General features: G+C 69.8%; 13 protein-coding genes and 1 tRNA gene. 4 read left to right on the top strand and 10 right to left on the bottom strand.

The features are described from left to right. Positions 1 to 10 precede the first annotated feature (10 nt). Positions 11 to 83 (bottom strand) — tRNA-Asn (locus tag U8D42_RS05820). Between the two features lie 130 nt (positions 84 to 213). Between U8D42_RS05820 and U8D42_RS05815 the strand changes: the two genes are divergently transcribed. Then, entirely contained in the window at positions 214 to 492 is a 279-nt protein-coding gene (locus U8D42_RS05815; protein ID WP_085240335.1) for a hypothetical protein, read from the top strand. On the opposite strand, the gene dnaG is transcribed toward U8D42_RS05815, so the two are convergent. The 3 genes from dnaG to U8D42_RS05800 form a co-directional block, all read right to left on the bottom strand. After that, positions 467 to 2455: a DNA primase gene (dnaG, locus tag U8D42_RS05810; protein ID WP_322858921.1), complete on the bottom strand. Its 1989-nt coding sequence runs from the start codon at positions 2453 to 2455 to the stop codon at positions 467 to 469. The genes U8D42_RS05815 and dnaG overlap by 26 nt on opposite strands. A 30-nt stretch (positions 2456 to 2485) precedes the next feature. Next, a complete protein-coding gene (sodC, locus tag U8D42_RS05805; RefSeq protein ID WP_322858922.1) occupies positions 2486 to 3097 on the bottom strand; it encodes a superoxide dismutase[Cu-Zn] in 612 nt (203 codons plus the stop codon). Between the two features lie 64 nt (positions 3098 to 3161). After that, positions 3162 to 4451, bottom strand: a complete 1290-nt coding sequence (locus U8D42_RS05800; protein ID WP_322858923.1) for a deoxyguanosinetriphosphate triphosphohydrolase — start codon at positions 4449 to 4451, stop codon at positions 3162 to 3164. A gap of 95 nt (positions 4452 to 4546) precedes the next feature. On the opposite strand from U8D42_RS05800, the gene U8D42_RS05795 reads away from it, so the two are divergent. Next, the gene (locus tag U8D42_RS05795; RefSeq protein WP_322859459.1) at positions 4547 to 6526 is read left to right on the top strand and encodes a TPM domain-containing protein; all 1980 of its coding nucleotides are present in this window, start codon (positions 4547 to 4549) and stop codon (positions 6524 to 6526) included. 23 nt (positions 6527 to 6549) lie between these two features. On the opposite strand, the gene U8D42_RS05790 is transcribed toward U8D42_RS05795, so the two are convergent. The 3 genes from U8D42_RS05790 to U8D42_RS05780 all read right to left on the bottom strand — a co-directional run bounded on the left by U8D42_RS05790 (position 6550) and on the right by U8D42_RS05780 (position 9847). Continuing rightward, on the bottom strand, positions 6550 to 6876 hold the full coding sequence (locus tag U8D42_RS05790) for a hypothetical protein (protein ID WP_431523824.1): 327 nt from the start codon (positions 6874 to 6876) through the stop codon (positions 6550 to 6552). 154 nt (positions 6877 to 7030) lie between these two features. Further along, positions 7031 to 8230, bottom strand: coding sequence for a PPE family protein (locus U8D42_RS05785; RefSeq protein ID WP_322858924.1), 1200 nt, complete (start codon positions 8228 to 8230; stop codon positions 7031 to 7033). A 219-nt stretch (positions 8231 to 8449) separates the two neighbouring features. Next, complete coding sequence (locus tag U8D42_RS05780; protein WP_322859461.1) at positions 8450 to 9847, bottom strand: glycine--tRNA ligase; 1398 nt, start codon at positions 9845 to 9847, stop codon at positions 8450 to 8452. 246 nt (positions 9848 to 10093) lie between these two features. On the opposite strand from U8D42_RS05780, the gene U8D42_RS05775 reads away from it, so the two are divergent. Both U8D42_RS05775 and U8D42_RS05770 read left to right on the top strand, forming a co-directional pair. Further along, positions 10094 to 10471 (top strand): ArsR/SmtB family transcription factor, encoded by a 378-nt coding sequence (locus U8D42_RS05775; RefSeq protein WP_420845660.1) that lies wholly within the window; start codon positions 10094 to 10096, stop codon positions 10469 to 10471. Beyond that, complete coding sequence (locus tag U8D42_RS05770) at positions 10468 to 10857, top strand: Fur family transcriptional regulator (RefSeq protein WP_322858925.1); 390 nt, start codon at positions 10468 to 10470, stop codon at positions 10855 to 10857. Before U8D42_RS05775 ends, U8D42_RS05770 begins: the two co-directional genes overlap by 4 nt. Before the next feature lie 19 nt (positions 10858 to 10876). Here U8D42_RS05770 and U8D42_RS05765 read toward each other — a convergent pair whose 3' ends face one another. Genes U8D42_RS05765 through recO form a run of 3 tightly spaced genes read right to left on the bottom strand, consistent with a single transcriptional unit; the run spans position 10877 to position 13063 of the window. Continuing rightward, a complete protein-coding gene (locus tag U8D42_RS05765; protein WP_322858926.1) occupies positions 10877 to 11305 on the bottom strand; it encodes a hypothetical protein in 429 nt (142 codons plus the stop codon). A 56-nt stretch (positions 11306 to 11361) separates the two neighbouring features. Further along, a complete protein-coding gene (locus U8D42_RS05760) occupies positions 11362 to 12279 on the bottom strand; it encodes a decaprenyl diphosphate synthase (protein WP_322858927.1) in 918 nt (305 codons plus the stop codon). Continuing rightward, a complete protein-coding gene (recO, locus tag U8D42_RS05755; protein WP_085240327.1) occupies positions 12272 to 13063 on the bottom strand; it encodes a DNA repair protein RecO in 792 nt (263 codons plus the stop codon). The genes U8D42_RS05760 and recO overlap by 8 nt, the downstream gene beginning before the upstream one ends. Positions 13064 to 13107 lie beyond the last annotated feature (44 nt).

Here is a 13107-nt window from a genome sequence, read left to right as displayed (position 1 = left end):
CTCGGCCTTGCTCCCCCGCCTGGACTCGAACCAGGAACCTATCGGTTAACAGCCGAACGCTCTGCCAATTGAGCTACAGGGGATCAACACGATCGCGGGACGACTCTAGCGTACTGGCACAACCGGACCCAACTAGACGCCGGGACGGATCGGGCGCGCACGCACCCGTCCGGGTGAGGCAGGATGGAACCGTCGCTAGTCGGGAGGAACGTTTTGATCCGATATGTCGTGGTGCTTGGGCTGGGGTATGTGCTGGGCTCGAAGGCGGGGCGCCGCCGATACGAGCAGATCGTCGGCACCTATCGGGCGCTGACCAGCAGTCCCGTGGCCAAGTCGGTGATCGACGGGGGGCGCCGCAAGGTCGCGAACCGGATCTCCCCGGACACCGGGTTCGTGACAGTCGCCGAGATCGACGATCGGACGGCCATCATGGAGCGCGACGGCGGCCGAGCCGCCGACGAGGCCCTCACATCGTCAGATCGTCGCCGCTAGCCTGCTCCAGCAGGCTGCGCCGGTAGGCCTCCATCGCGACCAGGTCGCCGAACAGCGCGTGGTACTCGTCGCCCTGCTCGATCGGCGACATGCGCTGCAGCTTGGACTTGACCTCGGCGATCTGGTGGCCCATCCACACTTCCTGCAGCCGGGCCAGCACGCCGGCGATGTAGCGGGGCAGCTTCTCGTCGTCGACCTCGATGGCCTCCACGCCCAGCTCGTTGATCAACCCCGCGGTCAGGTCCGACCCGGCCCGCTGGCGCACCGCGTCGATCCACTGCGCCCCCGTGACGCCGCTCGACGTGCCGCCGGCCGCCTCGATGGCCCCGCGCACGGCGGCGTAGCCGGGGTGGGTGAAGCTCTCGACCGTCAGCGTGTCGAACACCGGCCCGGCCAGCGCCGGCGACTGCAGCGCCGACTTGAGCGCCTCACGCTGCAGCCGCAGGGTAGGGTCGCGCGGGTCGGGGCGGGTGCCGGCCGGTCGCGCCGGGGCCGCCGCACGGGCCGGCTGGGGGGCGCGGCGGGAGGCGTTCGCACCGGCGCCGCCCCGGGCGGCGGCCGGCGACTGCTTGGCCTGACTGCGCACCCGGTCGATGACCTGCGCGACGTCGTCCCAGCCGACCCAGCCGGCCAGCTGGCGGGCGTACTCGTCGCGCAGCGTCGGGTCTTTGATCTGGGCCACCATCGGCACGCAGCGGCGCAGCGCCGCGACCCTGCCCTCGGCGCTGTCGAGGTCCATCTCGGCGAGCGCCGTGCGGATCGCGAACTCGAACAACGGGGTACGCCGCGCCACCAGGTCGCGCAGGGCGCCGTCGCCGGATTTCAGCCGCAGGTCGCAGGGATCCATGCCGTCCGGGGCCACCGCGACGAACGACTGCCCCGCCAGGTTCTGCTCGCCGCCGAAGGCCTTGAGTGCGGCCGCCCGCCCGGCCTCGTCGCCGTCGAAGACGTAGATCAGCTCGCCGCGGAAGAAGCTGTCGTCCATCATCAGTCGCCGCAGCATCGCCAGGTGCTCGTCGCCGAACGCGGTGCCGCACGACGCCACCGCGGTGGTGACGCCGGCCAGATGCATCGCCATCACGTCGGTGTAGCCCTCGACGACGACGGCCTGGTGCCCCTTGGCGATGTCGCGCTTGGCCAGATCGATGCCGAACATCACCGACGACTTCTTGTATAGCAGCGTCTCGGGCGTGTTGATGTACTTGGCTTCCATCGGATCGTCGTCGAAGAGCCGGCGGGCGCCGAACCCGATCACCTCGCCGGCCGCGGTGCGGATGGGCCACAGCAGCCGGCGGTGGAAGCGGTCGATGGGGCCGCGCCGGCCCTGCCGCGACAGGCCGGCCGCCTCCAGCTCCTTGAACTCGAAACCCTTGCGCACCAGATGTTTCGTCAGTGAGTCCCAGCCCGACGGCGCGAAGCCGCAGCCGAAGCGACGGGCCGCCTCGGCGTCGAAATTCCGCTCGGTCAGGTACTGGCGGGCCGGCGCGGCCTCGGCGGACTCCAGGGCCGCGGCGTAGAACTCCGCCGCGGCCGCGTTGGCCGCGACCAGCCGGCTGCGACTCCCGCGGTCCCGCTGCACGCTGGTCGCCGGGCCGGTGTAGCTGATCGTGTGGCCGATCCGGTCGGCGAGCAGTTCGACGGCCTCGACGAAGGTGACGTGTTCGATCTTCTGGATGAAGGCGTAGACGTCGCCGCCTTCCCCGCAGCCGAAGCAGTGGAAGTGGCCGTGGTTGGGGCGAACGTGGAACGACGGCGATTTCTCGTCGTGGAAAGGGCACAGGCCCTTGAGGGAATCGGCTCCGGCGCGCCGCAATTGGACGTAGTCGCCGACGACTTCGTCGATGCGGACACGCTCGCGGATGGCGGCGATGTCGCGGTCGGGGATCCGGCCGCGGCCCCTGGGCCGGGCGTCGTCCTCCCCCGCGCGCGGTTGGCGCCCCCACGAACCTGCCGGGCTGGACATCGGCTCAGTCTAGAGCGCCGAGCCGGCCGGCTATCCGGTTCCGATGACGCCGCACGCCACCCGGTCCATCGCGTTGTCGCTGTATTCGGCACCGTGCAACATCAACGCCTTGCCGTCGCCGCCCACCAGGACGTCGCGGGTGAAGGCGTCGGTGGTGGTCACCAGGTAGGCCGACCCGTCCTGGCGCACCTCGAGCGACGTCAGGTCGCCGCTTTCGGGCTTCCCGGTGTGGCCGGGCGCGTTGTAGTGACCGCCTGCCGACAGGAAGTTTCCGGGCGGACCGCCGGTCGGGGCGACGGAGTTCGGCTCGCACTTGCCGATCTGGTGGACGTGCATGCCGTGGAAGCCCGGCGTCAAGATGCCCGGGGCGACCGTCTTGACGGTGACGGTCACGTACCCGCCGGTGAAGTCGAACGTCGCCGTGGCGACTGCCCGCCCGTCCGGTGTCTTCAGTTGCGCGCTGAGCGATTCGCCGTTGGGCGCCGGCGTGGTGGTCGTTTCGCCCGACGATGCCGGCGGGGCGCTCTTGACCGGAGGGGTGGTGCCGGGCTGGGTGCTCGCATGTTGCGGCGAGCTGCAGGCGGTCATGACGACGACGGGAAGCCCCACCGCGAGGGTGGCGATGCCGCTGAATTTGGTCATGCCGGGCAGCCTAGTCCGCGGCGGCGACGGCGCCGCCGAGGGATGACCTGCGCCGGGGCCGCGGCTAACCGGTGGCCTGGCGCGCGTCGATGCGTTCCAGCCGGCCCTCGGTATACGAGGCGATCTGGTCGACGATGACCCGTAACCGGGCGCGGTCGTCGGCCGCGACGGTGAACGCCGCGGCGAAGACCGGGTCGAGCGTGTGGGGCGCCCCGGCATGCAGCCATTGCGCCACCCGGTGGATCCGTTCGCGTTGCAGGGCCTGGGCGTCCAGATGGCGCGGGTCGGACATGATGAACTGCAGCGCAAGGATTTTCAGCAGGGCGACTTCGGCGCGCACCAGGTCGGGGACCAGCAGGTCGGCCCGGTAGCGCACCAGCGGCCCGGGACCGGCCGCGGCGCGGGTGGTGGCGATGGCGGCCGAGGCGAACCTGCCGACCAGTTCACTGGTCAGTCGCTTGAGCGCGACGGACGCCGACAAGGTGGCGTCGTACTTGCCGACGGCTGCCACCACCGGCAACGCCGAGAGCCGCCCTGCGGCCGCCATGAAGTCGTCGGCGCTGACCCGGAAGAATTCACTCTCGCCCAGTTTGGCCAGCGCGGCCGCCTCGTGCTCATCGGCGAGCACCCGCAGGTCGATGCGTTGGGAGACGACGCCGTCCTCGACGTCGTGAACGGAGTAGGCGATATCGTCGGCCCAGTCCATCACCTGCGCTTCCAGGCACATCCGGCCTTCCGGCGCGCGGGCCCGCACCCAGTCCGCCGGCTCGCGGTCCTCGTCGTAGAAACCGAACTTTCTCTTCTCTTTGCCGCGCCCCTTGCCTCGGTACCACGGATACTTGGTGACCGCGTCCAAAGAAGCGCGAGTCAGGTTCAGCCCTGCGCTATTGCCTTGTTCGTCAAGGACTTTGGGCTCGAGGCTGGTCAGGATGCGGAAGTTCTGCGCATTCCCCTCGAAACCGCCGTGGCCGGCTGCGACCTCGTCCAGGGCGCGCTCGCCGTTGTGTCCATACGGCGGGTGGCCGATGTCGTGCGCCAGCCCCGCCAGCTCGACCAGGTCGAGGTCGCAGCCCAGGCCGACCGCCATGCCGCGCCCGATCTGGGCGACCTCCAGCGAATGCGTCAGCCGGGTGCGCGGGGTGTCCCCTTCGCGGGGCCCGACCACCTGGGTCTTGTCGGCCAGCCGGCGCAGCGCGGCGCTGTGCAACACCCGGGCCCGGTCCCGCGCGAAGTCGGTACGGTGCTGACCCTCCGTACCGGGCAGACCCGCGGTCTTCGGCGCCTCGCGCACCCGCCGTTGACGGTCGAAGTCGTCGTAGGGGTCTTGCCGAATCGTGTTCACCTTCTCAATCACCGCAGCACAGTCTGCCAGGGATTGCCGGACGTGGTACCGCCCCGGCGCGCGGCTATTTGCCCGCATCCGTGCGGCGCTAAATTGGCCTCATGCGCATGCGCACTGCTCGCCTGCTCGGCCTGATCGGGGCGATCCTCGCGCTCGGTTTCGGCGGCGGGCTGCTGGTCGCACCCCCGGCGGGCGCGCAGCCCCCGTTCCGGCTCGCGGACTACGTCACCGACAACGCGGGCGCGCTGACGGACCCCGGCCGGGCGGCGGTCACGTCCGCGGTGGGCAAGCTGTACACGGACCGCCACATCCGGCTGTGGGTGGTCTACGTCGACGACTTCTCCGGCCTCGACGCGGTGAGCTGGGCTCAGCGCACGATGCGGTCCAGCGATCTGGGCGGCTATGACGCCCTGCTGGCCGTCGCCACCAACAGCCGTGCATACGCCTTCCTGGTGCCGTCCACCGTCACGAGCGTCAACGCGCGCCAGGTCGATGACTTGCGGCGCAACAAAATCGAACCCGCCCTGCACAACGGGGACTGGAGCGGCGCCGCGGTGGCGGCGGCCAACGGGCTGAACACGTCGCCGGGCTCGTCGGGCCGGGTGGCCCTGCTGGTCACGCTGGCGCTCATCCTCGCCGCGGTGGCGGCCCTGCTGTTGGTCATGCGCTATCGCGGCCGTCGGCGGCGTGCGGCCCAACTGGCCGCCGCCCGGCGCGTCGACCCCACCGACGTCGATGCGCTGGCCGCCGTGCCGTTGCAGGCCCTCGACGATTTGTCCCGGGCGCTGGTGGTGGAGGTCGACAACGCCGTGCGGACCAGCGCCAACGAACTCGACCTGGCCGTCGCCGAGTTCGGCGAAGAGCGGACCCGGCCGTTCACCCAGGCCGTGAACAACGCCAAAGCCGCTCTGTCCCAAGCGTTCACGGTGCGCCAGCAGCTCGACGACAGCACACCGGAGACCCCGGACCAGCGCCGCGAGGCGCTCACCCGGGTCGTGGTGTCCGCCGCACGCGCCGACCGCGAGCTGGAGTCGCAGACCGAAGCCTTCGAGAGCCTGCGCGATCTGGTGATCAACGCCCCGTCGCGGCTGGACGCGCTGACCCAGCAGTACGTCGAGCTGACCGCCCGCATCGACCCCGCCGAACAGCGACTGGCCGAGCTGCACCACCAATTCGACGCCGCCGCACTGACTTCGGTGTCCGGCAACGCCTCGGCGGCCAAGGAGCGGCTGGCATTCGCCGACCGCAACATCGGCACCGCCCGGGAGCTGGCCGGCGAAGCGGTCAGCGGCCGGCAGGCCGGTTTGGTGGACGCCGTCCGTGCCGCCGAGTCCGCGCTCGGGCAGGCGCGGGCACTGCTCGACGCGGTGGACAACGCGGCCACCGACATTCGGCACGCCATCGACCGGCTGCCGTCGACCATGGCCGACATCCAGGCGGACATCAAGCGCGCCAACGAGCTGCTGCAGAACGCGCAGACCACCAAATCCGCGCGTAGCGGCGATCTGATCGCGGCGCGCGATGCGGCCGCGCGGGCCGTCGACGCTGCGGGCGCAGGAGCATCCACCGACCCGCTGGGCGCCTTCGGGCAGTTGGCCAAGGCGGATGCGGATCTCAACGGGCTGCTGGTCACGCTGGCGCGGGAGCAGGCCGCCGCCGAGCAGCTCAACCGGTCGCTGGAGCAGGCGTTGTTCACCGCGGAATCCCGGGTGCGGGCGGTCTCCGACTACATCGACACGCGCCGGGGCAGCGTCGGCCCGGAGGCCCGCACCCGGCTCGCCGAAGCCGAACGGCACTTGCAAGCCGCGCGCGACAAGAGGGCGGCGCACCCGGCCGAGGCGATTTCCCACGCCAACGCGGCATCGACGCTGGCCGCCCAGGCGCAGTCGCTGGCCAATGCCGACGTGGAGTCGGCTCAGCGGGCCTTCACCCGTGGCGGGGGCGGTGACATGGGCGCGATGCTGGGCGGAATCATCATCGGCAACGTGCTCAGCGGCGGTATGCGGGGCGGATTCGGCGGCTGGAGCCCGACATCCTTCGGCGGTTCCTCAGGCGGCGGCTTCATGGGCGGAGGCGGCCGCTTCTGAGCCGCCCGTCCTGCCTTCCACCGTCAACCGGCGGCCGGTGAATGCGGGATCACGCCCCCGCTGCGCGGCATTTCGAACTGGGGTTGGGCTTCGCCTTCCCACCGCGTCCACTCGTTCCACTCGCCGAATTGGCCGGCGTCGGCAACCACGGCCGCTGGGGCCGGGGCGTCGGCGGACGGGTCCGGAACGTCGGCGCTCACGTCCGGCTTCGGCGCCCAGTGGTCGTAGTCGTCGGGCGGCACGGCCACACCCCATTTGAGCGGAACGGACAAGCCGCCGAGCATCCCCGACTCACCCCGAACCGCGGCCACCGAGTCATCTGGTAGCGGCGGACCAAGAGGCAAAAGCATGTTGCCCCCTTCCACAGCCGATCTTCGGACGCTGTGGCCGAACCAATTAACACCGAGCAGCCACATCGTAAGCCAAACTCGAGACAAATACCCGAAAAACGGGGATTTGCTTTCAGCAAGCGCATGGCCGAACCGGATGGCGGTCGTCGGCCCCCTATCCGCCCTTGGTCCGCGGCACCACCTTGGGCCGCGACTGCACCACGTGCGGGTTCTCCCCGCCGCGGCGCCCCCTCCGGTCGGTCTTGTCCGACTCGGTGTCCCGCTCGTCGACCGCCATGGCCACGGCCGGGGTGGACCCGGCCGGTGCGGACGACGCGGAGGACGATCCCCCGGTCGCGATCGGGGTCGGCAGCTGGGTCCCCAGCGCCGGCACCGCCAGACTCGTCAGGACCGCCGGCATTGGCATCGACCCCTGCCAGGTCGGCGGCACCGTGATCGCGCCCACGAACCGCGCGGTGCCCAGCCCGGCGGTGGCCACGCCGAACCCGCCGAGCGACTGCAGGCCGTGGGCGCCGCCCGCGGGGGCGAGTGGAACCTCCGCGGACACGGTGGTGACACCGGCCGCCGCCGGCGCCGCGGGCCCCACACTGTGGGCCAGCACCATCATCGGCGACATCAGCGCGCTCGCCGGATACATCCCGATCGGCGCCAGTGCGGTCATCGTCGTCACCGGCATCGACGACAGCAACGACGAGAGGCCGGGGAAAAACGCCCCCAGCACCGACTGCAGCTCGGAGAAGAACGAGGCGCCGAACGACGAAAACGCTCCGAAAGCCTGGGACGCCCAGTTCAGCGGAGCCGTCACGAGCCCCGCCAGTCCGCCCAGGCCCACCGGGGGTGCGCTGAACGCCGGCAGCGTCGACGCCACCGTCTGCGCCCCGATGTGATAGCCCACCATCGCGGCCACATCCTGGGCCCACATCTCCATGTACTCGATCTCGGTCATCGCGATCGCCGGGGTGTTCTGACCGAAGAAGTTCGTCGCGATGAGCATCAGCAACCGGAGGCGGTTGGCGAGCACGTCCGGGGTGGGCACCGTCGCCATGAATGCCGCCTCGTATGCCGTCGCCGCGGCCGTCGCCTGGGCGGCCGCCATCTCGGCTTGTCCGGCCGCCGAGATCAGCCACTGCAGATAGGGTGTCGCCGCCGCGACCATCGCCGCCGATGACGGACCGGTCCACGGGCCGGCGGCCACCCCCGTCACAACCGATTCGAACGACGCCGCGGCCGCCGCCAGATCCTCCGCCAGCGCCTGCCAGGCCGAGGCCGCCGTAAACAATGAGCCGGGCCCGGCGCCGCCATACATCAGCGCAGAGTTGATCTCGGGGGGGAAGAAAAGAAAAGCTGGAATCATCACATCCCCAACCCACCGACCGCGTCAACGGCACCTACACTCACACGAACCGACACCCACCCCCGGCCACTAAACACGTGAGAAACATCGCCTTAAAAGCCTAGGACAACCGGCCACCCGAGACCGGTTTTTTACGAAACGTTTAATTGCGCGGCGCAGGGATGCGCAGGCCGATCGAGCAGGCGAGTCCGGGCCCGCACGGGGCGGCGCCCGTACCGGTCAGCAGCCCTTGAGCCGCGCGGCCAGATAGTCGGCCACCGCGTTCATCGCGACCCGCTCCTGCGTCATGTCGTCACGGCGGCGCACCGTGACGGCGTTGTCTTCGAGCGAATCGAAGTCCACCGTCACACAGAACGGCGTCCCCACCTCGTCCTGGCGCCGGTAGCGTCGCCCGATCGCGCCGGCGTCGTCGAAATCGATGTTCCAGCAGGTGCGCAATTCTGCGGCCAGGTCGCGCGCCTTCGGGCTCAGGTCGGCGTGCCGGGACAGCGGCAGCACCGCGGCCTTGACCGGCGCCAGCCGCGGGTCCAGGCGCAGCACCGTGCGCTTCTCCATGACGCCCTTGGCGTTGGGCGCCTCGTCCTCGGTGTAGGCATCGATCAGAAACGCCATGAACGACCGGGTGAGGCCGGCCGCGGGTTCGATGACATACGGGGTGTAGCGCCTATCGGTGGCCTGGTCGTAGTACGACAGGTCGGCCCCGGAATGCTTTGCGTGGGTGGACAAGTCGAAATCGGTGCGGTTGGCGACGCCTTCCAGCTCACCCCACGGGTTGCCGGCGAAACCGAACTTGTACTCGATGTCGACGGTGCGGTCCGAATAGTGCGAGAGCTTCTCGGCCGGGTGCTCGAACAATCGCAGATTCTCCGGATCGATACCCAGCTCGACATACCATTGCAGCCGGGTGTCAATCCAATACTGGTGCCATTCCTTCGCCGTCGACGGTTCGACGAAGAACTCCATTTCCATTTGTTCGAACTCGCGGGTTCGGAAAATGAAGTTGCCCGGCGTGATCTCGTTCCGGAAGCTCTTGCCGATCTGGCCGATGCCGAAGGGCGGCTTCTTGCGCGCGGTGGTGGCGACGTTGGCGAAGTTGACGAAGATGCCCTGCGCGGTCTCCGGACGCAGGTAGTGCAGCCCCTCCTCGGTTTCGATGGGCCCGAGGTAGGTCTTGAGCATCATGTTGAACTCGCGGGGCTCGGTCCACCGGCCCTTGGTGCCGCAGTCCGGGCAGACGATCTCGGTCATCGGCACCGTGGCGGGGTCGTCGACGCCCTTCTTGACCGCGTAGGCCTCCTGCATGTGGTCCTGACGATGCCGATGGTGGCAGTTCAGGCACTCGACCAGCGGGTCGTGGAAGACCTCGACGTGGCCGGAGGCCACCCACACCTGCCGCGGCAGGATGATCGACGAATCGATGCCCACCACGTCGTCGCGCCCGGTCACCACCGAGCGCCACCACTGCCGTTTGATGTTCTCCTTGAGCTCGACGCCCAGCGGCCCGTAGTCCCACGCCGACCGGGTGCCGCCGTAGATCTCACCCGAGGGAAAGACGAAGCCGCGCCGTTTGGCCAGGTTCACTACGGTGTCGATGACGGAGGCCACGGGGTGGTGCACTCCCTTTCCGGGTTTGGACGGGCGCGCGCGGCGGCCGGCCGCCGCGCGCAGAGCATCAGTCATGGTAGCGATCGGCGCCGCGGTCTTTGACATGCGTCATCATGCATGTGACAGTGGAAGTCGGCCGCCCGCCGGACCTCACGGCGGGACTTCCCCACTACCTGGCACTTCTCGAGGTGATGACTCTCTCCCATGGCGATGTCCCCCTCTCCGCCGTCCTCCATGCCGACCACCGCCGGTGGCGACATGGGATCGGCCATGAGCGTGGTCGACCAGGAGCACGTCGACGCCGGGCCCGGCGGACACCGCGCGCTGGCCGACTATCCCGTCCCGCCGTCGCGGGAGATCCTCGACGCGGCCGGCGAGCTGCTGCGCGCGCTGGCGGCCCCGGTGCGGATCGCCATCGTGCTGCAGCTGCGTGAATCCCACCGCTGCGTGCACGAGCTGGTCGACGCGCTCGGCGTCCCGCAGCCACTGGTCAGCCAGCACCTGAAGATCCTCAAGGCGGCCGGCGTCGTCACCGGGGAGCGCTCGGGCCGCGAGGTGCTCTACCGGCTGGCCGACCATCACCTGGCGCACATCGTGGTGGACGCGGTGGCCCACGCGGGCGAGGGCACCCAGTGACGGGCGCGAGCGTCCGGTCGACCCGCCAGCGGGCGGCGATCTCCACACTGATGGACACCCTCGACGACTTCCGCTCGGCGCAGGAGTTGCACGACGAGTTGCGCCGCCGCGGCGAGAACATCGGGCTGACCACGGTCTACCGGACGCTGCAGTCGATGGCGGCGGCGGGCATGGTCGACACGCTGCGCACCGACACCGGCGAGTCGGTCTACCGCAGGTGCTCCGAACACCACCACCATCACCTGGTCTGCCGCGGCTGCGGTTCCACCATCGAAGTCGGCGACCACGAGGTCGAGGAGTGGGCGGCGCAAGTCGCGGCCAAACACGGCTATGCCGACGTCAGCCACACCATCGAGATCTTCGGCACCTGCAAGGACTGTCAATAACGCGGCGGACGTGACACCGTCACGACGTCAGGGCGCTCCGGATCCCGGCGCCGGTATCGAGCACCAGCAGGATCAGGGTGCGCAGCGCGTCGTCGGTCAGGCCGGCACCGGGAAAGTTGTATCGCAGCATCACGTCGGCGCTCTTGGCGGCGCCCTTGCCCGCGTTGCGTTGCACCGCCTTCTCGTTGACCTTCTCCACGAGGGTGACGCTGCCGAAGTTGCTGTCGCGGGCCTGCCTGGCGACCTGATCGCCGATCTTCTTGGTCAACGGCAGATCCCAGGCCACGACCTGGGTGAGCGACACCAGGTCGAGGTCGTCGGCGATGTGGACCACCCGCAGCGACGCGATGGTCCCGGCGTGGCGCACGGTCAGCGCGCCGTCGGGCTCCTCCTGGACGGGAAGGACTTCGCCGAGCACCGACGCCAGCCGCTCCTGCAGTGATGGCATCGGATCATCCCCGTGCGGACCCGTCGCGCCCGGCTCCGCCGCGCTTCCGGTCCCCACTACGCGCTCCCGAATCTTCGGTTCCGCGCGGCGTATTCCTCGCAGGCCGCCCACAGGTCGCGGCGGTCGTAGTCGGGCCACAGCTTGTCCTGGAAGATGTATTCGGCGTACGCCGCCTGCCACAGCATGAAATTGCTGGATCGCTGTTCCCCGGAGCTCCGCAGGAAGAGGTCCACGTCGGGGATGTCCGGCCGCTGCAGGTGCTGCGCCACCGTCGTCTCGGTGATGCGCTCCGGGTTCAGGCGGCCAGCGGCGGCCAGGCGCGCGATTTCTTTTGTGGCGTCGGCGATTTCGGCACGTCCCCCGTAGTTGACGCAGTAGTTGACGGTGATGACGTCGTTGTCCTTCGTCATCTCTTCGGCGATCGCCAATTCATTGATCACGCTGCGCCACAGCCGCGGACGCGAGCCCACCCAGCGGATCTTGACCCCTATGGTCTTGAGGTTCACCCGGCGCATGCGCACCACATCGCGGTTGAAGCCCATCAGGAAGCGGACCTCCTCGGGCGAACGCTTCCAGTTCTCGGTAGAGAAGGCGTAGAGGCTGAGCCATTTGATTCCGATTTCGATTGCGCCACAGACGACGTCGATGACGACCGCCTCACCCGCCTTGTGGCCGTCGGTACGGGTCAATCCGCGTTGGGTGGCCCAGCGGCCGTTGCCGTCCATCACGATGGCAACGTGAACCGGCAACCGGTCGGCCGGAATCCGGGGCGCGGCTGCCTTGGAGATGTGCTGCGGGGGCCGGGACGGCCCACCGCCGGCGGCGGGCGGCAGTTCGGGAAACACGACCGGCCAGGTCGTCCGGTCGGGAAAGACGGGGTAGTCGTCGGGCGCGGGCGGCAGCTGGGGGAAGTCGGCGGGCCTCGGCGCGCGCCCGGGCGTCCGGCCGGGGCCGCCGGCCCGGACCCTAGCCACAGTCCCGCTCGGCCAGCGCAGCGCGCCGCTCGGCGATGGCGCGGTCGACGTGATGCGTCCGTTCCACCAATGGCAGCGTTTTGAGCTGCCGTTCCAGGTGCCATTGCAGGTGCGCGGCCACCAGCCCGCTGACGTAGCTGCGGTGCGATTGCGGGGTCTTGTCGGCGAACTCCCAATCGCCGTCGTGCAACGCGGACATCAGATCCAGCACGCCCGGCGGCGGTGTCGTCGAGCCGGCTGGACGGCAGTGCGCGCAGACGCTGCCCCCGGCGCCGACGTGAAACGCGCGATGCGGCCCGGGGGTGGCGCATCGGGCGCACTCGGTCAGCGCCGGCGCCCATCCGGCGATGCCCATGGCGCGCAGCAGGTAGGCGTCCAGCAGCAGGTCCCGGGACCGGCGGCCGTCGGCCACCGCCCGCAACGCGCTCACCGTGAGCCGGTGCAGGGCCGGGGCGGGGGCCCGCTCCTCACCGGCGAGGCGTTCGGCGGTTTCCAGCATCGCGCAGCCGCAGGTGTAGCGGCCGTAGTCGCTGACGATGTCGGTGGCGAACGCGTCGATCGAGACAACCTGGGTGACAATGTCGAGGTTGCGGCCGGGATGCAGCTGCGCGTCGATGTGCGCGAACGGTTCCAGCCGCGCCCCGAATTTGCTGCGGGTGCGGCGGACACCCTTGGCCACCGCCCGAACCAGCCCGTGATCACGGGTGAGCAGGGTGACGATCCGGTCGGCCTCGCCGAGCTTGTGTTGACGCAACACCACCGCCCGGTCTCGATACAGCCGCATCACAACAGTTTTGCACCCCGCCGCGACAATGCTGGTATCCGCGC

Origin of the sequence: Mycobacterium europaeum, assembly GCF_034555895.2 — a bacterium.
Lineage (GTDB): Bacteria > Actinomycetota > Actinomycetes > Mycobacteriales > Mycobacteriaceae > Mycobacterium > Mycobacterium europaeum.
This window is presented reverse-complemented; position numbering and strand designations above follow the sequence as displayed.